13 protein-coding genes and 1 tRNA gene are annotated in these 19,632 nt (G+C 66.0%); 9 read left to right on the top strand and 5 right to left on the bottom strand.

Annotated elements, in window-relative coordinates; translation table 11 throughout:
- Positions 1-177: 177 nt before the first annotated feature.
- Genes AC0KVN_RS00140 through trxA form a run of 7 tightly spaced genes read left to right on the top strand, consistent with a single transcriptional unit; the run spans position 178 to position 11,406 of the window.
- Positions 178-2,526 carry a sensor histidine kinase gene (locus AC0KVN_RS00140; RefSeq protein WP_435567532.1) on the top strand — a complete coding sequence of 783 codons (2,349 nt, stop codon included), beginning with the start codon at positions 178-180 and terminating at the stop codon, positions 2,524-2,526.
- Between the two features lie 7 nt (positions 2,527-2,533).
- The gene (gene tsaE / locus AC0KVN_RS00135) at positions 2,534-2,977 is read left to right on the top strand and encodes a tRNA (adenosine(37)-N6)-threonylcarbamoyltransferase complex ATPase subunit type 1 TsaE (protein WP_376745008.1); all 444 of its coding nucleotides are present in this window, start codon (positions 2,534-2,536) and stop codon (positions 2,975-2,977) included.
- Entirely contained in the window at positions 2,974-3,960 is a 987-nt protein-coding gene (locus AC0KVN_RS00130; RefSeq protein ID WP_435567533.1) for an aminoglycoside phosphotransferase family protein, read from the top strand. Before tsaE ends, AC0KVN_RS00130 begins: the two co-directional genes overlap by 4 nt.
- On the top strand, positions 3,957-4,664 hold the full coding sequence (locus tag AC0KVN_RS00125) for a nucleotidyltransferase family protein (RefSeq protein ID WP_435567534.1): 708 nt from the start codon (positions 3,957-3,959) through the stop codon (positions 4,662-4,664). The genes AC0KVN_RS00130 and AC0KVN_RS00125 overlap by 4 nt, the downstream gene beginning before the upstream one ends.
- Positions 4,657-7,635 (top strand): double-strand break repair protein AddB, encoded by a 2,979-nt coding sequence (gene addB / locus AC0KVN_RS00120; RefSeq protein WP_435567535.1) that lies wholly within the window; start codon positions 4,657-4,659, stop codon positions 7,633-7,635. Before AC0KVN_RS00125 ends, addB begins: the two co-directional genes overlap by 8 nt.
- Complete coding sequence (gene addA, locus AC0KVN_RS00115) at positions 7,616-11,026, top strand: double-strand break repair helicase AddA (protein WP_435567536.1); 3,411 nt, start codon at positions 7,616-7,618, stop codon at positions 11,024-11,026. Before addB ends, addA begins: the two co-directional genes overlap by 20 nt.
- Positions 11,027-11,058: 32 nt before the next feature.
- Positions 11,059-11,406: a thioredoxin TrxA gene (gene trxA / locus AC0KVN_RS00110; protein ID WP_257011054.1), complete on the top strand. Its 348-nt coding sequence runs from the start codon at positions 11,059-11,061 to the stop codon at positions 11,404-11,406.
- A 52-nt stretch (positions 11,407-11,458) separates the two neighbouring features.
- On the opposite strand, the gene AC0KVN_RS00105 is transcribed toward trxA, so the two are convergent.
- Genes AC0KVN_RS00105 through AC0KVN_RS00090 form a run of 4 tightly spaced genes read right to left on the bottom strand, consistent with a single transcriptional unit; the run spans position 11,459 to position 15,693 of the window.
- A complete protein-coding gene (locus AC0KVN_RS00105; RefSeq protein WP_435567537.1) occupies positions 11,459-12,070 on the bottom strand; it encodes a glutathione S-transferase family protein in 612 nt (203 codons plus the stop codon).
- A gap of 17 nt (positions 12,071-12,087) precedes the next feature.
- Positions 12,088-12,885: an inositol monophosphatase family protein gene (locus AC0KVN_RS00100; protein ID WP_069336035.1), complete on the bottom strand. Its 798-nt coding sequence runs from the start codon at positions 12,883-12,885 to the stop codon at positions 12,088-12,090.
- A gap of 12 nt (positions 12,886-12,897) precedes the next feature.
- The gene (gene argJ / locus AC0KVN_RS00095) at positions 12,898-14,124 is read right to left on the bottom strand and encodes a bifunctional glutamate N-acetyltransferase/amino-acid acetyltransferase ArgJ (RefSeq protein WP_435567539.1); all 1,227 of its coding nucleotides are present in this window, start codon (positions 14,122-14,124) and stop codon (positions 12,898-12,900) included.
- Positions 14,125-14,175: 51 nt separating this feature from the next.
- Complete coding sequence (locus AC0KVN_RS00090) at positions 14,176-15,693, bottom strand: glycosyltransferase family 39 protein (protein ID WP_435567540.1); 1,518 nt, start codon at positions 15,691-15,693, stop codon at positions 14,176-14,178.
- 254 nt (positions 15,694-15,947) lie between these two features.
- Here AC0KVN_RS00090 and secA point away from each other — a divergent pair, with 254 nt between their 5' ends.
- Together secA and AC0KVN_RS00080 are read left to right on the top strand one after the other, a co-directional pair.
- Positions 15,948-18,680 carry a preprotein translocase subunit SecA gene (gene secA / locus AC0KVN_RS00085; RefSeq protein ID WP_435567541.1) on the top strand — a complete coding sequence of 911 codons (2,733 nt, stop codon included), beginning with the start codon at positions 15,948-15,950 and terminating at the stop codon, positions 18,678-18,680.
- Positions 18,681-18,839: 159 nt separating this feature from the next.
- Positions 18,840-19,352: a glycine zipper 2TM domain-containing protein gene (locus AC0KVN_RS00080; RefSeq protein WP_435567542.1), complete on the top strand. Its 513-nt coding sequence runs from the start codon at positions 18,840-18,842 to the stop codon at positions 19,350-19,352.
- A gap of 75 nt (positions 19,353-19,427) precedes the next feature.
- Here the strand turns inward: AC0KVN_RS00080 and AC0KVN_RS00075 are convergent.
- Positions 19,428-19,517 (bottom strand) — tRNA-Ser (locus AC0KVN_RS00075).
- Between the last annotated feature and the right edge of the window lie 115 nt (positions 19,518-19,632).

Genomic DNA, 19,632 nt, shown 5'->3' with positions numbered 1-19,632 from the left:
TTGAAAAAGGGGGAGGGCCATCCTCCCCCTTTTACCTTATCCGATGCCCGGACCATGCTGTGCCGGGCATTCATCATATCTGGGCGCTTTCCGCCGGCGCCAAGTTGCGTTAGGCCCGTGGCCATTGGTCTGTATGAACGATAAACAACTGGTCGCGAACGGGATGGGAATGGCGCAATGGGGTCTATGAGCCCGCTTGCCACTTTGTTGCTGGGTACGGTGATGGCCGGCTGGCTGGGGGCTGCGATATGGGCGCTGGTCACGGGTCAGCGCATGCGCCGCGCAGGGATGCAGGCGCAGGGCAAGCTGGATCGGCTGACGACGCTGCTGGCGTCGGCGCCGGCTGCGCCCGTCATCATTCATCCTGACGGCCGGATGGAGGCCGCCGATCGGCTGGGCAAATGGCTGGGCCGGGACCGTGTGCCGACCTTCGTGTCCGAACTGACGGCGCCCGATGGCGGGCTTGAGCCGGCCGATGCCGCTGCACTGGGGCGCGAGATCGGCGCCGCACAGAAAGCGGGCAAGAGTTTTTCGCTGCCGATCCGGGGCAGCGGCTCGTCGCGCACGCTGCTGGTTCGCGGTGCGCCCGCCGGGCCGGCGCTGGCCGCCAATGGCGGCGTCGTGCTGTGGATCTTCGACGCGACCGACAGCCAGGCGGAAATCCAGGCGCTAAGCGCGACCGTCGGGCAATTGCGCGAGGCGTTGGAGGCGCTCGCTGGACTGGTCGAGGCCGCGCCCTTCCCGATGTGGCACCGCACGCCCGACCTGCGCCTGAGCCTGGTCAACAGCGCCTATGTCCGCGCCGTCGACGGCGCCGGTGCCCATGACGTGATCATGAACGGCACCGAACTGGTCGAGAATGTGAACGGCTTCAGCCCGCAGGACGCCGCGGCACAGGCGCTCGACGAAGGCAATTCGCTTGCCCGTATCGTTCCCGCAACGATAGATGGCGAACGGCGGACGATGCGCGTCGTTGACGTGCCGCTGGGCGCGGCCGGGGTCGCAGGTTTCGCGATGGACCAGCATGAGCTGGAACAGGCGCGGGTCGAGCATCGTCGGCTGGAAGCGGCGCAGCGCGATCTGCTCGATCGCCTGTCGGCCGGCGTCGCGCGCTTCGGTCCAGATCGGGCGCTGCGCTTCTGGAATCAGCCTTTCATCAGCCTGTTCGGCCTGAAGCAGGACGCGCTGACCGATGCGCCGCTGTTCGAGCGCGTGCTCGATCAGATGCGCGATGCGCGCCGCCTGCCGGAAAATCGGGACTTCCCGGCCTGGCGCGCGGAGCGGCGCGACTGGTTCCTGTCGCCTGATCCGCTGGAGGAAAACTGGCTGCTGGTCGATGGCACGCATTTGCGCGTCTATGCCCAGCCGCTGCCCGACGGCGGCCTGTTGCTGATCTTCGAGGATCGGACCGAACAGGTGCAATTGTCGAGCGCGCGCGATACGCTGTTGCGGGTACGGACGGCGACCTTCGACAATCTGTTCGAGGCGATCGGTGTCTTCTCGTCGGACGGGCGCCTGCATCTGTGGAACAGCCGTTTCCGCACCATCTGGGACATCAGCGAAGAGGCACTGGGTAAGCATCCCCGCATCGATGAGTTGATGCGTGCCGTGCAGAGCCGCCTTGCCAAGCCGCAGCAGAGCAATCTGGTGCGCGAACTGGTCCGCGCGGCGACGGTCGAGCGCAAGCAGCGTGTCGGCCATGTCGGCTTTGCCGATGGGCGCATCTTCGAATTTGCCGCCATTCCGCTACCGGATGGCAATGCGCTGTTCACCATGCTGGATGTCACCGACAGCCGGCGGGTCGAGCAGATGCTGCGCGACCGCAACGAGGCGCTGGAACAGGCCGACAAGGTGAAGACCGCCTTCGTCACGAACATGAGCTATGAACTGCGCACGCCGCTGACGACCATCGCTGGCTTTGCCGAGATGATGAGCGCGGGCTATGCCGGCGAACTCAGCGACAGCGCGGTCGAGTATGTGAACGGTATCCTGCAGAGCACCGGGCGCCTGTCGATGCTGATCGACAATGTGCTCGACCTGACCCAGGGCGAGGCCGGCACCCTGCCGATCGAACGCAGCGAGGTCGATCTGGCGGCGCTGGTGCGCGCCAGCGTCGCGCGCATCGATGGCGAGGCTAAGGCCAAGGGGATCGATCTTGCCGTCACCCTGCAGGATACGCTGGGGGTGATCCAGGGCGATGCACGCCGGATCGGCCAGGCGGTCGATCATCTTTTGGAAAATGCAGTACGCTATTGCGGCTCGGGCGCACGGGTGCTGTTGCATGGCGATGGCGGCCCCGATCTCGCCCGCTTGGTCGTGTCGGACAATGGCCCCGGTATCGATGCCACCCGGCAAGCCACGATCTTCGATGCGATCAGCCGCGCCGAGCAGAACCGCAAGGGCGCGCGCGCGACGATTGGCCTGCCGTTGGTCAAGCAGTTGGCACAGGCCCATGGCGGCACGTTCGAACTGGTATCGGAGCCGGGTCAGGGGACGATGGTCGTGATTGAGCTGCCCCGTGGCTGAGCTGGATATGATGCTGGAGGGCGAGGGTGCCCAGCTCGATCTGGGGCGACGACTGGCGAGCCATGTCCGCATCGGTGACGTCATCGCGCTGGAAGGCGGCCTCGGCGCCGGCAAGACGACGTTGGCGCGCGGCCTGTTGGAGGGGCTTGGCCTGGAAGGGGAGGCACCCAGCCCCAGCTTCGCGATCGTCCAGCCCTATGACATTCCGGATGTCCGCCTGCCGGTCGCCCATGTCGATCTCTACCGGCTTGATGATGCGGAGGAAGCGGCCGAGCTCGCGCTGGACGAATATCTGCAGGACAGCCTGCTGATCATCGAATGGCCCGACAGGCTGGGCGATGGGCTCTGGTCGCACGCCCTGTTTCTGACCATCATGATCGAGCCGGATGGCGCACGGCGCTTGACAGCGCGCGTGCCCGACGCTTGGACGGATCGATGGTCACAGATATGATCCCCCCCGCAACCGCCCCCGCTTTCCTCACGCAGGCGGGTTGGGATGGCGCCGCCATCGTTCCGCTTGCCGGCGATGCGTCCTTCCGTCGCTATTTCCGCGTGGTCGACGGCGGTCGCCGTGCCGTGCTGATGGACGCGCCGCCGCCGCATGAAGATCCGCGCCCGTTCATTGCGATTGCGCAGCATCTGCTGGGTCAGGGCTTTGCCGCGCCCGCGATCCTGGCGCAGGATCTGACGCAAGGCCTCGTCCTGATCGAGGACTTTGGCGACGAGCGCCTGAAGGAGCATGTCGAGGATGATCCGGCGGGGGAACTGGCGGTCTATCGCCGCGCGATCGATCTGCTGGCCGACCTGCACAAGCTGCCCGCTGCCGATGTCCCGCCCTACGACCGCGCGGTCTATCAGCGCGAGGTCGGGCTGCTGACCGAATGGTATTGCCCGGCGCTGGGGCTGGACGTCGATGCCGACGCCTATCATGCAGCCTGGGACGCGGTACTGCCCATCGCCGAACAGTCGGCAAGTCCTGTCGTCACCGTGCTGCGCGACTATCATGCCGAAAACATCATGCTGATCGACCGCCCCGAAGTGCGTGGTCTTGGCCTGCTCGATTTTCAGGACGCGCTGGCCGGCCATCCGGCCTATGATCTCGTCTCGCTGCTGCAGGATGCCCGGCGCGACGTGTCGTCCGAACTGGAGGCGGCGATGCTCGCCCATTATCATGCGGTCGCCAATCCGCCGGCCGATTTCGATGCCGCCTATGCGGTGCTGGGCGCTCAGCGCAACGCCAAGATCATCGGCATCTTCACCCGCCTTTGGAAGCGCGACCACAAGCCGCGCTATCTGTCCTACCTGCCGCGCATGTGGGGGCTGCTGGAACGCGATCTCGCCCATCCGGCGCTGGCGCCGGTGAAGGTCTGGTTCGACGCCAATATCCCTGCCGACAAGCGCCATCGTGCGCTCGCGGAGTTTGCCCAGGCATGATCAATACCGCCATGCTCATGGCAGCAGGCCTCGGCAAGCGGATGCGGCCATTGACTGCAACGCGGCCCAAGCCGCTGGTCAAGGTCGCCGGCAAGGCGCTGATGGACCATGCGCTCGATCGCCTGGCGGCCGGCGGCATCAAGACGGTGGTCGTCAACGTCCATTATCTTGCCGACACCGTCGAGGCGCATCTGAGGACGCGCAAGGACATGGACTTTCGCATTTCCGACGAGCGGGCCAAGCTGCTGGAAACCGGCGGCGGGCTGATCCACGCCAGGCCACTGCTCGGCGACAAGCCTTTCATCTGCGCCAATAGCGACAATCTGTGGATTGATGGCCCGGCCGAGACGCTGGGCATGATGCAGCGGCTATGGGATCCCGAACGGATGGACGCGCTGCTGCTGCTGGTGCCGCTGGCGCGGGCCAATTGTCATAGCGGGCCGGGCGATTTTCACATGGATGCCAATGGCCGTTTGACCCGGCGCAAGACCGCCCATGTCGCGCCGTTCGTCTTCACCGGCGTACAGATCCTCTCGCCCCGCCTGCTGGTTGATCCGCCGGCGGATGTCTTTTCGACCAATATCTTCTGGAACCGCGCGATCGCGGCCGGGCGTCTCTATGGCGCGGTGCATCAGGGGCTGTGGTTTGACGTGGGCACGCCGCAGGCCATTCCCGTCGTGGAGTCGATGATCGCCCATGGGTGACCGGGCCAAGCCGGCGCTGTACACCATCCCGGCGCATCGCGCCTTCGCCGACGCGCTGGTCGCCGGCATATTGGCGCAGCAGGGGAGCGATCCGGTCCGCCTGGCGCAGGGCATGATCCTGCTGCCCAGCAATCGCGCGGTTCGCGCTGTCAGCGACGCCTTTGTCCGCCGGGCCGAGGGCGGCCTGCTGCTGCCCCGTCTGGTCGCGCTGGGCGATCCGGAACTGGGCGAGGAAGTGGGCGGTGCGCTCGATCCGCTGTGGGAAGGCGATGCCGTTCCGGCCGCCATCCCGCCGATGCGGCGCCAGATGATCCTGGCGCGCATGGTCCAGGATGCTGGTGGCGCGGCCGATGCCGGCCAGGCGCTGCAACTGGGGCAGGCGCTCGGCGCCGTGCTCGACCAGATGCAGGTGGAGCGGGTGCCCCTCGATGCGCTGTCGAAGCTCGACCTGATCGAGGGGCTGTCGAGCCATTGGGAAAAATCGCTCGACCTCTTCTCCATCCTGATTGCCCGCTGGCCGGCCGAACTGGCGCGGCTTGGCCTCGTTGACCTGGCCGACCGGCGCAATCGGTTGTTCGACCGGGTCGCAGCGCGCTGGAGCGAAGCGCCACCACCGGGGTTCATGGTCGCGGCTGGCATCAGCGCCACCGCGCCGGCGATCGCGGGGCTGCTGCGGCGGATCGCCGAGTTGCCCAACGGCCAGGTGGTGTTCGCCGGGCTCGACCAGAATTTGGACGAGGACGCCTGGGCCGCGATCGGTCCGTTCCCGCCCGATCCCGTCACCGGCCGCAGCGCTGCGGGACATGAGACCCATCCCCAATATGCCTTGAAGCGCCTGCTCGACCGGATGAGCGCCAGCCGCGAGGATGTCGCCCAGTGGCGCTGGGGCAGTGAACATGATGCCCGCGCCGTGCGCGGCCGCAACATTTCCAACGCGATGCTGCCGCCGCGCCTGACCAGTCGCTGGCGTGACCTCAAGACCGCTGACCGCTCGCTGGCCGGAGTGGAGGCGCTGGAGGTGGCCACGCCGGGCGAGGAAGCGCAGGCCATTGCCATCGCGCTGCGCGAGGCGCTGGAAACACCCGAACGCACCGCCGCGCTGGTAACGCCCGACCGGCAGCTCGCGGTGCGCGTCTCCGCCCATCTGCGCCGCTGGGGCATAGAGGCCGACGATTCCGCCGGTCAGCCGCTGTCCCGCCTGCCGCCCGGCACCCTGCTGATCGCCATGGCGGAGGCGGCCGCCGAGCGCTTTGCGCCGGTGGCGCTGCTGACCCTGCTCAAGCATCCGCTGGTGATGCGCGGCGAGATGCGCCTGCCCTGGCTGGAGGGGGTGCGCCAGCTCGACCTGCTGCTGCGGGGGCCGCGCCCGCAGGCGGGGCTGCGGGGCATCGACCTGCTGCTGGAGCCGCGCGAGGGCGAGGACCGACAGAAGGATCTGCGCGCGCAGGCCCGTGCCTGGTGGCCCTGGGCGCGCGATCTGCTCGAACCGCTGGAGGCCGCCTTCGCGCTCGCGCCCGATCTGGCCGGGCAATTGACGGCGGTGCGCGAACAGGCCGGGGCGCTGACCAACGACGCGCTCTGGGCCGGGCATCAGGGCCATGCCGCCGCCGACCTGTTCGCCGAGATGGAGGCCGCCGCGACCGAAGGGCCGCGCCAGGCCGATATCCGATCGCTGCCGGCGCTGCTCGACCATATGCTGGGCGGCGTGTCGGTGCGCCCGCCGCAAGGCGGGCATCCGCGCATCGCGATATTGGGTCTGGTCGAGGCGCAGCTGGTGCAGGCGGACCTGATGATCCTGGGCGGCCTCAACGAAGGCAGCTGGCCGGGCCTGCCGTCGCCCGACCCCTGGCTGGCGCCGCGCATTCGCCGCGAACTGGGCCTGCCGGGCCTCGAAACCCGGATCGGGCTTGCCGCGCATGATTTCGCGAGCGCGCTGGGTGCCCCGCATGTCCTCATCACCCGCGCCCGGCGCGGCAGCGGCGGCCCGGCAATCGCTTCACGCTTCTGGCTGCGGCTGAAAGCGATGGCCGGGCCGCAATGGAAGACGGCCGATCGCTATCGCCTGCTAGCCGACGCGCTGGACCTGCCGCCCAGCCACCGGCCGTCCGCGCGCCCCGCGCCGGTGCCGCCGCTCGCCGCCCGGCCGACCCGCATCCCCGTCACCGATGTGGACCGTCTGAAGGCCGATCCCTTCGCCTTCTATGCCCGGCGCATCCTGAAGCTCAATCGCCTCGATCCGGTCGATGCCGATGCCGGGCCGGCCTGGCGCGGCACAGTCGTGCATGAGATATTGGAGCATTGGGCGCAGGGTGGCAGCCGCGATCCGGCCGATCTGGAGGCGCGTGCCCGCGCCATGTTCGCCCGGCCCGATGTCCATCCTCTGCTGCGTGCCCTGTGGCAGCCGCGCCTGATTGAGGCGATCCGCTGGATCGCGGCCGAAGTGGCGAAGGATCAGGCTGCGGGCCGCCATATCCTGGCGGTGGAGACGGAAGGGAAGGCGGAGATTGCCGGCGTGCTGCTGACCGGCAAGGCCGATCGCATCGATCGGATGCCGGACGGCAGCATCGGCATCGTCGACTACAAGACCGGCAAGCCGCCCAGCGCGCGACAGGTGCGCGGCGGCTATGCGCTGCAATTGGGCCTGCTCGGCCTGATCGCGGAATCCGCCGATGGCGCCTTTCCCGGCGTTGCCGGCGCGCGGGTGGCGGGCAGTTTCGAATATTGGTCGCTGGCCAAGAAGGGCGACGCTTTCGGCTATCGCGAGAGCCCGGTCGATCCGATGGGCAAGCGCGACAAGATCGTCACCGCCGATTTCACTGCCTTCGTCTATGACCAGTTCCGCGACGCAGCCGAAACCTGGCTGACCGGTGCTGCGCCCTTCGCTGCGCAGGTCAATCCGGAAGTGGTCAATTATGGCGATTATGACCAACTGATGCGGCTGGAGGAATGGTATGGGCGCGACGATGGCTAAAGGCTCCAGCCCTTTGCAACCGCTGGCCGGCGCGCAGGCGCTGGCCGCTGCGCCCGACGCCCATGTCTGGCTGTCGGCCTCCGCCGGCACCGGCAAGACCCATGTGCTCACCGCCCGCGTCTTCCGCCTATTACTGCAGGGGGTGCGCCCGGAAAATATCCTGTGCTTGACCTTTACCAAGGCCGGCGCGGCGGAAATGGCCGACCGCATCCATGACCGGCTCGCCACCTGGGTGCAGGCCGAGGAACGCGACCTGTTCAACGATCTGGAGGCACTCGGCGAAGAGAGCGGGCCAGAGGCGCGCGATCGCGCCCGGCGCCTGTTCGCCGAAGTGCTGGAATCGACCGGTGGCGGCCTGCGCATCCAGACCATCCATAGTTTCTGCCAGCAATTGCTCGCCTCCTTCCCGCTGGAGGCGGACCTCGCCCCCGGCTTTCGTCCGCTCGACGCACGCGAACAGGGTGTGCTGGCCCGCCAAACGCTGGCCGATATGGTCATCCGGGCCGAAGAGCAGGGCGATGGCGACCTGATTGACGCCTTGCAGGCTTTGAGCCTGCGACTGGGAGAGGGCGCAGCCGAGACGTTCCTGCTGCGCTGCGCCGCCCGCCTTTCTGCGCTGGCCGAATTGCCCGGCGATATCGAGCCCTGGCTGGCGCGCGAACTGGGCCTGCCCGAAGGTGATATCGACGCCTGGCTGGCGGACCAGTGCAGCGACGACATGTTCGACATGCGCAGCCTGGCCTGGGTGGCGCAGGCCAATGCCGATTGGGGCACGGGCCGGGCGCTGGAACGCTGCGACCGGATCGCCGCCTGGCGCGGCCGCGATCCCGCCGCGCGTGCCGAGACCCTGACCGACCTGCACAGCGCCTGGGCCAAGGCGGATGGCGACCTCATCTCCGCAAAGGGCTGGGTGCCACCGATCGACGGCTATGGCGAAGCGACCGCGCGCCTCCATGCCCGTTGCGCCGAACTGATCGGCGTCAAGCTGCAGGCCGATTATGCCGCGTTGCTGGCCCGCGCGCTACATGCCGGGCGCGCCTATGCCCGCGCCTATGACGAAGCCAAGCGGCTCGCCGGTGCGGTCGATTTCGACGACCTGATCGCGCGCACGGCGTCCCTGCTCCAGAAGGAGGGGATCGCCGAATGGATACGCTACAAGCTGGACCAGCGGATCGATCACATCCTGGTCGACGAAGCGCAGGACACCAACGTCCATCAATGGGCGATCGTCGGTGCGCTGGCCGCCGAGTTCTTCGCTGGTGACGGTGCCAAGGCCGACAAGGTTCGCACCATCTTCACCGTGGGCGATTTCAAGCAGGCGATCTTCGGTTTCCAGGGCACCAGCCCGCAGGCGTTCGCCGCCGCGCAGATGGTGTTCGCCCGCCATGCCGATATGGCCGGTCATGCCTTCCACGACCTATCGCTCGATCGCAGCTTCCGCTCGACGCCGCCGGTGCTCGACCTGGTCGACCGGACGATCGCGACCTTGCGAGCGCAATCGCTGGGCCTGACCGAGGGCGAAGTGCGGCATATCAGCGCCAATCGGCATCCGGGCGAGGTGCTGCTGTGGAAGCCGACGATCGCGGGTCTTGCCGACGAGGTCGAGGGCGAGGAGGATTGGGTCGCCGATCAGGAACGGGAACTGGCCGGTAAGATCGCGCGCCAGATCCGGCAATGGATCGACGACAAGATGATGCTGGAGGCGCGGGGGCGCCCGGTCCGCCCTGGCGACATCATGATCCTGGTCCGCCGCCGCAGCGAACTTGCGCGGCTGATCGTCGCGCGCCTCTATGAGGAAAAGGTGGCGGTTGCCGGCATCGACCGCCTGCGCCTCAATGCGCCGCTGGCGGTGCGCGACCTGCTGGCCGCGCTGCGCTTTGCCACGCAGCCCGACGATGACCTGAACCTTGCCGCCCTGCTGGTGTCGCCGCTGATCGGCTGGACCCAGAACGAACTGATGGAGCGGGCCATCGGGCGCAAGGGTGGCCTGTGGCGCCATCTGCTCCAGCGGCTGGACGACGCGCAATTACAGCCGCTGCGCCAATTGCTGGGGCAGGCGGACTTCACCACCCCCTATCGCTATCTGGAGGCGATCCTGTCCGGCCCGATGGACGGCCGTCGCCGGCTGATCGAGCGGCTGGGGGCGGAAGCGGCCGACCCGATCGAGGAATTGCTGAATGCCGCGCTCGGCTTCGAGGCGGACGACCATCCCTCGCTGCAGCGTTTCATCGACTGGTTTGACCGGGGCGAGGTAGAGATTGTCCGCGACGCGGCGGCGCAGGGCGATGCGCTGCGGCTGCTGACCGTGCATGGCGCCAAGGGCTTGCAGGCACCGATCGTTATCCTGGCCGATGCCTGTCTCGATCCCGATGCCGGCAACCGCATGGATTCGCTCGAATGGAACGGCCTGCCGATCCTGGCCCCGCGCAAGGGCGAGCGGCTTGGGCCGATCGGTGAGGTTGCGGCCGATGCCGCCGCGATCGAGCGCGAGGAGCATTGGCGCCTCCTCTATGTCGCGCTGACCCGTGCCGAGGAAAAGCTGATTGTTGCCGGATCGCTCGGGCCAAGGGCCAAGGGCGAGGTCAAGCCGCAAAGCTGGTATGGCGCGGTCGATGCGGCGATGGTCGACATGGGCTGCGACTGGGAAGCCGATCCGCTCTGGGGCGCCCGCCGCCGCTGGCGCGGGACCGAGGTGCTGACGCCCAAGGCCGCGCAGCCCGAAAGCGCCGAAGACAAGCCCGTGGTGGTCGAGCCGGACTGGTTGCGCGCGCAGGCGCCGGCGGAACAGCGTCCGCCCCGGCCGCTGGCGCCGTCCGCGCCGGTCGAGGATGATGTCCCCAACCCGCCGCCGACCGCCGCGATGCGGCAGGCGGCCGAGCGCGGTCGCTGGCTCCATGCCCTGTTCCAGCGCCTGCCCGACCTGCCCGCCGAGCGGCGGCGCGAGGGGGCGGAGCGCTGGCTGGAACAGCAGGGGGCAGGGGATGCCACTCTGCGCCGGGATGTGATCGATCATGCACTGCGGGTGATCGAGGATCCGCATTTCGCCGCCCTGTTCGCGCCGGGTGCGCTGGCCGAAGCGCCGATCGCAGCGGTCGTGGGCGAAGCGGTGATTGCCGGCACCGTCGACCGGCTGAGGGTCGAGGCAGACCGGGTCCAGCTGGTCGATTTCAAGACCGGCCGGATGACGCCGCGCGATGCGGAGGAGGTGCCGGTCGCCCATGTCCGGCAGATGGCCGCCTATGTCGCCGCGCTGGAAGTGATCTTCCTCGGTCGCAAGGTGGAGGCGGCCCTGCTCTATACCAGCGCGGCGCGGCTCATCGCGTTGCCGGCGGCGCAACTGGCGCCCTACAAGCCGGGCTTTTCGCCCACGCAGCAATATTTGCTGCTGTGACCCGTTGAGCCACGGGCGCAGCCATCCTAGATATCGACCAACTTAAGGAGTTTGCAGTTATGGCCACCAAGGCAGTTACCGATGTCAGCTTCAAGCAGGACGTGATCGACGCCGACAAGCCCGTCCTTGTCGACTTCTGGGCCGAATGGTGCGGCCCGTGCAAGATGATCGGCCCGGCTCTGGAAGAGATTAGCGAGGAACTGGCCGACAAGGTCACGATCGCCAAGATCAACATCGACGAAAATCCCGATGCGCCGGGCCAGTATGGCGTGCGCGGCATCCCGACGATGATCCTGTTCAAGAATGGCGAAGTCGCCGCGACCAAGGTCGGCGCCGCACCCAAGAGCGCGCTCAAGGGCTGGATCGAAAGCGTCCTCTAAGTCGCTGGTAAATCTAAAAAAGGGACGGCAGCCGGGCTGCCGTCCCTTTTTATTAACTGAGCGGGATCATTACCAGTTCGGCATAGGCCGGCTTTTCGCGCAGCCGATCATACCAGGCGCGCAGATGCGGCAGGGTGGGCCGCGGCATGTCGAGCGTGAAATAGGTATGGGCGTAGACACCCATAGGCACATCCGCGACACCGAAATTGACACCCGAAAGCCATTCTTGATCCGCCAGCGCCCGGTCGAGGATCGTCATCGCCGCGCCGGACGCCTGCGCCGATTGCTCGACGACCTGTAAATTTCGCTGTCCATCTTGGCGTCGGACCAGCTGGATGAAGGCGTCGCGCTGGGCATCGGCAAAGCTGAATTGCCAGTCCATCCATTTGTCGCCCTGCGCCCGCAATGCCGGGTCGGCAGGATAGATATCCTCCGGCGCATAGCGATGGGCAAGATAGCGCAGGATCGCGTTGGACTCCCACAGCACGACATCGCCATCCTCGATCGTCGGGATCAGGCGATTGGGGTTCATCGCCAGATAGGCGTCGGACATGCCATGTTCCATGCCGACATCATGGCGGACGAAGGGCAGGTCGATTTCCTGCGCGAACCAGGCGACCTTCTTCACATTATGCGAATTGAGGCGGCCCCAGATCGTCAGCATGTTCGGTCTTCCTTCGGTCAGGCGTAATAGGTCTTGGCCGCCAGATCCCACAGGCGCGGCGAGGATGCGCCCATCAGGCCCCGACGCTGTTCACCGACCCGATAGGCGCTGCCGTCGAGCCGCTGGCAGCAGCCCCCTGCCTCATTGACGAACAGGGTGCCGGCCGCATGGTCCCAGGGCAGCACGCGCGCGAAGATCGACACGTCATTCTGGCCCAGCACCAGCCGGGGATATTGCTCGGCGGCGCAGCGGGGAATGTCCACCATGGTGAAAATGGCCTGCGACTTGCGCTCCATTTCGGCCCGTTCCTCCGCCTCCATGAAGATGGTGGAGATGGCAGCGATCGGCAGGTCGCCGCTACTTTCCTTCGCCATAATCCGTTCGCCATCGACATGGCTGCCGCCGCCCAGGGTCGCATGGCACAGCCGCCCGGTCAGCGGATCGAGGATCCAGCCGGCCAAAGTGGCGCCATTGTCGGCCAGCGCGATCATGATGCCGAAGGGCGGCTTGCCCGACGCGAAATTGCCCGTGCCGTCGATCGGATCGATAATCCAGTTGAGGCCGTCGCCGGCGCGGTCGAGGATCGACGGGTCGGCTGCGCAGGCCTCTTCGCCGATGACCCCGGCTTCGGGCAGGATCGACGTCAGCCCTTCGGCCAGCCGGATTTCGCTTTCCTTGTCGGCGATGGTGACGAAGTCGTTCGCCGCCTTCTCGCTAATCTCTTCCGCTGCCAGATTCTGGTAGCGGGGCATGACGATGTCGCGCCCCACCTGCCGCATCAGCGCGACGACGGGATCATGCAGTTCCACCATCATGCGCCGGTCCCCTTAGCTGCGATAGTCCGCGTTGATCGAGATATAGCCATGGGTCAGGTCGCAGGTCCACACCGTGGCGCGGCCCTCGCCCAGGCCGATATCGACGCCGATGACGATATCCTGCCCCTTGAGATGCGCGGCAACGGGGGCCTCGTCATAGCCGTCCAGCGCCAGGCCGCCGGCGGCGACCTGCGTCGCGCCGAAGCGGATCGCCAGCTTGTCGCGCTCGGCCGGTTCGCCCGCCTTGCCGACGGCCATGACGACGCGACCCCAATTGGCGTCTTCGCCCGCGATCGCGGTCTTCACCAGCGGCGAATTGGCGATGGAGAGGGCAATGCGATGGGCGCTGGCGTCGCTCTCGGCGCCCTCGACCGTGATCTCGATGAACTTGCTGGCGCCTTCGCCGTCGCGCACGACCAGATGGGCGAGTTGGCGGCACAGATCGGAGAGCGCGGCGGCGAAGGCGTCGGCGCCGGCATCTTCCATCGAAACGAGTGGCGCATTGCCGGCCTTGCCGGTGGCGAAGGCCAGCACCGTATCGCTGGTCGAGGTGTCGCTGTCGACGGTGATACAGGAGAAGGTCCGCTTGTTGGCGGCCGACAGCATCTGCTGCAGCAGCCCCGGATCGATCGCAGCGTCGGTGAAGATATAGCCGAGCATCGTCGCCATGTCGGGCGCGATCATGCCCGATCCCTTGATGATGCCGACCAGATCGACGCGAGTGTCGCCGATCATCGCCGAAACATGGGCACCCTTGGCATAGGTGTCGGTGGTGCCGATCGTGTTGGCCGCATCCTCCCAGCCGCAGGGCGCGGCGGTGAAGGCGGCGTCCAGGCCGGCCTCGGCCTTGTCGATCGGCAGCGGCACGCCGATCACGCCGGTCGAGGAAACGAAGATATTGGAAGGCTGGCAGGACAAGTGATTGGCGACCTTGGCCGCGATCGCCTCCACGGCGGCGCGGCCGCGATGGCCAGTGAAGGCGTTGGCGTTGCCGGCATTGACGACGACGGCGCGGGCCTGGCCCATGGGGATGGCGTCCCGGCACCATTCGACCTCGGGCGAGGGGCATTTGCTCTGCGTCGTCACGCCGGCGACCGCCGTGCCTGCGTCCAGCTCGACATAGGTAAGGTCGCACCGGTCCCAATTCTTGTATCGCGCCTTTGCGACACGCAATGTCACGCCAGCAATGGCGGGCAGGGCGGGGAAGGCGGCGGGGGCGAGGGGGGAACGGTCGGTCATGGGGCGCGGCATGAGCGAAATCCCCCCTTGCGTCAATGGCCCGATCGGGCGCTAGTCCTGCAGATAGAGGCGCCCGACGCCATCGGGCATCGGGACCATGCGATAGCCATGGTGGCGGGCGTAATTGTCCAGACCGTCGTCAGGGCGCAGCGGCAATTTGCGCGTGCCATTTTCATAGCCGGTAAGGATCGCTGCCGGCATGGCGCGACCCAGGTCCGGCAGGGTGGCAGGCGTCAGCGCATGGAGCCGGCGGGCCTGCTCGGGGCGGAGCGTCCAGCCGGTGCGATAGACGAACGGGCCGGTCGCCAGGCGCGGATCGAGCGTCAGGCCGCTGTCGATCGCGAGATGCGGCGAGAGGGTCAGGATATCGGCGCCGCCCGCGGCGCGCACCGTCATGCCCAGCCAATGGGCATTGGCCTGCGCGGCCAGCAGCGGCGATCCGGTACGGGCGGCTGTTACCAGATCCCGGATCGAGGGAATGAGACCGGGGATCGCTGCCAGGCCGAGCAGCGTCAGCATCACCTTGCGCCGCAGCGGCCCCCAGTGACGGGCGTCGTCGAGCAGATAGCCGAGGGCAAGGGCGAGCGGCGGCAGCAATGGCATCAGATATTGCAATTGCGTCGGGGTCGGCAGTGCGGCGCCGATCAGCGCGCCGGCGGTCATCCATATCGCCAGCCGGCGCGTTGATGAGCGCGCATGGCCACGGGTCGCGATCCAGTTGGCGATGAGCAGCAGCAAGGCGACAAGGGCTGGGCCCTTCCAGAGATATTTGAGAAGGTCGCGCAGCTTTTCGGCGATCGCCAGTTCCTGCGCGGCGCCGTTGGCGGCATACCAGGCGTGGGGCGCGGTCATGCCATAGGTCAGGACGCCGTAGAGAAATCCGTCTGGCCCCGATGTCCAGGCGATGGCCATGGGCGCCATGCCCAGCAGTGCGCCGAGCGCCAGGCACAGGGGCGCGCGAATAGCCTGCCGGCCGCCGCTGGCGATGACGAACAGGCCGACGGTCGCGCCGAGCGGGGCGAAATTGAGCTTTGTCGCGATGGCAAGACCGTAGAGGATCCCGGCTCCAAGCCAGTGGCGGTCCGAGCGATGACGCAGGCCAAGCAAGGTCAGCAGCATTGCGGCGGAGGCCAGCAGGGTCGCCAGCATATCGTTGCGGACCACGGAGCCGCTGAACTGGAACGCGGCTGTTGCCGCCATCAGTAGCATGGCCAGGGTAGCGCTGGAGCGCGATATGCCTGCCGCACGCTGGGCCGCCCAGATGAGCGCAAGCGTCGCGAGCGCCATGACGGCGGTGGCAAGGCGCATCGCCAGTACCATATGGCCCGATGCGATCAGGCTCAGCGGTGCCAGCCCCCAGGCGTGCAGCGGCGGCTGAAGATAAAGAAAATCGCGAAACATGACCGCATGGCCGCTGAAATAGGCACCGGCGACATATTGGCTTTCGTCATGATCGAAGGGCGCCGCAATCGCGGCGATCAGGAACCAGCCGATCAATGCGCTGACCAGCAGCGCCGCCAGAGGCAGGCGCAATCGGCGCGACGGCGCCATGGAAATGGAACGATACACCCTGTTTGCGACCCTTGTTGTCGTGGCGCTCTTGCGGCGGCGTGCGCCCAAACGCAAAATATTTTCGGCGGCGCGTCGCGCCTGCACGACGGCAGGACGGCGCGGCTACGGCAAAACCGCATCGGGCAAAGCCGTTACAGCCGTGCGACAGTCCGTCGCATTGATTGACTATCGGCTGTGCCGTGCCTAAATCGCGGCGCATATCTGCCCATGTGTCCGTTGGACCCATGGCCCCCTCATTGTCAGGAATTTGCATGTTCGGCGCACTCGCCAAGTCTATCTTCGGATCGTCCAACGAACGTTATGTGAAATCGCTGGGCAAGGTCATCGACCAGATCGCCGCCTTCGAACCGACGATCCAGGCGATGAGCGATGATGAACTGGTGAGCCAGACGGCGCGCTTCCGTGAGCGCCTGGCCAATGGCGAAACGCTGGACGGCCTTCTGCCCGAAGCTTTTGCGACCGTCCGCGAAGCGTCGGTCCGCGTGCTGGGCATGCGTCACTTCGACGTCCAGATGATCGGCGGCATCGTCCTGCATCGCGGCGAAATCGCCGAAATGCGCACCGGCGAAGGCAAGACGCTGGTGGCGACGCTCGCCACCTATCTGAACGCGCTTGAGGGCAAGGGCGTCCATGTCGTCACCGTGAACGACTATCTGGCCAGCCGTGACTGCGAATGGATGGGTCAGGTCTATCGCTTCCTGGGCCTTACCACCGGCGTGATCGTGCCCAACCTGTCGGAAGACCAGCGCCGCGAGGCCTATAATGCCGACATCACCTATGCGACCAACAATGAACTCGGCTTCGATTATCTGCGCGATAACATGAAGTTCGATCGCGGTGCGATGGTCCAGCGCCCGTTCAACCATGCGATCGTCGACGAAGTCGATTCGATCCTGATCGACGAAGCGCGCACGCCGCTGATCATTTCCGGTCCGACCGACGACAAGTCGGAGCTGTATGTCGCGGTCGACGCGATCGTGAAGCAGCTGGTCGAGGAGGATTATGAGAAGGACGAGAAGCAGCGCACGATCACGCTGACCGAAGACGGCACCGAGAAGATCGAGCGCCTGCTGGAGGCCGCCGGCCTGCTCCAGGGCAATAATCTCTACGATTTCGAGAACACCCAAGTGGTCCATCACGTTAACCAGGCGCTGCGCGCGGTGGTGATGTTCCGCCGCGACATCGACTATATCGTCAAGGACGGCAAGGTCGTCATCATTGACGAATTCACTGGCCGTATGATGGATGGTCGTCGCTGGTCGGATGGCCTGCACCAGGCGGTGGAAGCCAAGGAAGGCGTGCAGATCGAGCCGGAAAACCAGACGCTGGCGTCGATCACCTTCCAGAATTATTTCCGCATGTACCCCAAGATTTCGGGCATGACCGGCACCGCGTCGACCGAAGCGACCGAATTCTACGAAATCTACAAGATGAACGTCGTCACCATCCCGACCAACCGACCGGTGCAGCGCGTCGACGAGGAAGACACGTTCTACAAGAATCTGGAAGACAAGTTCCGGGGCATTGCGCGCACCATCAAGGAACATGCCGAAAAGGGGCAGCCGGTGCTGGTCGGCACCGTGTCGATCGAAAAGTCGGAAATGCTGTCGGAATTCCTCAATCAGGAAGGCGTCAAGCATGCGGTCCTGAACGCGCGCTTCCACGAGAGCGAAGCCCATATCGTTGCTCAGGCAGGCCGCAAGGGCGCGGTGACGATCGCCACCAACATGGCTGGCCGCGGCACCGATATCAAGCTGGGCGGCAATCTGGAGATGCGGGTCGAGGACGAACTGCGTGATATGCCGGAAGGCCCGGAGCGCGATGCGGCGATCGCCCGCATCGAGGTCGAGATCGAGGCGGAGAAGCAGGAAGTGCTGGCCGCCGGTGGCCTGTTCGTTCTGGCGACCGAGCGGCACGAAAGCCGCCGTATCGACAATCAGCTGCGTGGCCGTTCGGGCCGTCAGGGCGATCCCGGCCTGTCGCGCTTCTACCTCAGCCTCGACGATGACCTGATGCGCATCTTCGGGCCGGACACGATGTTCGCCAAGATGATCCGTTCCAACCTGGAAGATGGCGAGGCGCTGCCCCCGTCCAAGTGGCTGAGCAAGGCGATCGAGACCGCCCAGCGCAAGGTCGAGGCCCGCAACTACGACATCCGCAAGCAGGTCGTCGAATATGACGATGTCATGAACGACCAGCGCAAGGTGATCTACGAGCAGCGCAGCGACATCATGGACGCCGAAACGGTGGACGATGTCGTCACCGACATGCGCCATGAAACGGTCAATGACCTGGTCGGCGCATCCTGCCCGCCGGGCACCTATCCCGAACAATGGGATATGGAGCGGCTGAAGCTGCGCACGGCCGAAGTGCTGGGCCTGGATCCCGATTTCGACGCTTGGCTGGCTGAAGATGCCGTCGATCCGGAAATGATCGAGGAACGGCTTGCCGGTCTGGCCGACGCGGCCATTGCCGAGAAGACGCAGGAAGTTGAGGCGGCCGACTGGCACATGATTGAGAAGAGCATCATGCTCCAGAGCCTCGACCATCACTGGAAGGAGCATCTCTCGACGCTCGACGCGCTGCGCCAAGTGGTGCATCTGCGCGCTTATGCGCAGAAGACGCCGATCAACGAATATAAGCAGGAAGCCTTCGCCCTGTTCGAGCGCATGCTGGAAAATATCCGCGAGGACGTGACCAGCTCGATCGCGCGGGTGCAGTTCCGTATGGAAGCGCCGCAGCCGCAGTTCGACCTGCCGGTACTGCCGGACTTCATCACCACCCATATCGACCCCTTCTCGGGCGAAGATAACAGCGCGGATATCGATGGCAGCCAGTTGGCGGGGATCACCACTACCATTCCGCGTGCGCCGGTGGACAATGTCGCACCGGGCGAGTTCGCCAATCTGGACATCAGCCGCAATGCGCTGTGCCCCTGCGGTTCGGGTCAGAAATACAAGCATTGCCATGGTGCGCTGAGCTGAGGCGCAATCACGGCCGAGAAACAGGGAAGGGCGTTGCCGACGGCAGCGCCCTTTTTTGTTTTGACCCTGCAATGATAAGGCGGAACTCTTGCGCTTACAGGCCGTTGCGCATTGCGCCTGTGCGATGCGGACCGGATGTTCCGGCGGAAGGAGAAGGGCATGAGGAAATTTGCGATGCTACTGGCCTTGGCTGTGATGGCAGCCCCGATGGCGGTAACGGCCCAGCCGCCCGGTCACGGACAGAACAAGCCTTCGCATAATAATGGCAACGGTCCGGGTAACCGACCGCCGGGCCATAATGGCGGGCCGAGCGCGGGCACATCCCACGGCAAGCCGTCACATAATAATGGACGCCCGCCGGCACCGGGCAAGCCATCACATTCCGCCTCCCATGGCGGAAAATATTATCCTGACCAGCATTATCGCCCCGGTTCCTCGCGGGATCGTTATCGCATCGATCGGAACACGCGCATCTATCGCGGTGGGAATGGGCGCTATTATTGCCGCCGTAACGATGGCTCGACCGGTCTGATCGTCGGTGCGGCCGTCGGCGGCGTTCTGGGCAATGCGCTGGGCGACGGCGATTCCGGCGTGCTGAGCACGATCCTGGGCGCCGGCGTCGGCGGCGCGCTGGGCCGCGAGATCGACCGCGGCAACGTCTATTGCGAATGAGCGATCATCAAGGATAGAAAGATAGCGCCGCGGGTCTCTCGATCGGCGGCGTTTTTTGCATGATTTGCATGGTGATGGCGGAAGCGGTGGGATTCGAACCCACGGTGAGCTTGCACCCACGGCGGTTTTCAAGACCGCTGCCTTAAACCACTCGGCCACACTTCCGTTGCGACGCTTCCTAGCGAAGCCGGCGAACAAGCCAAGGGCAAAAATGACAATATTGAGGCTAATGGTCGTCCATTCGCGACTTCGTATCGGATAGGGGTTTCGCCGGTCGCCC

It is taken from the genome of Sphingobium sp. SG1 (assembly GCF_057063145.1).
The sequence above is the reverse complement of the archived record's forward strand: the minus strand, read 5'-3'. Positions and strand labels throughout refer to the sequence as shown.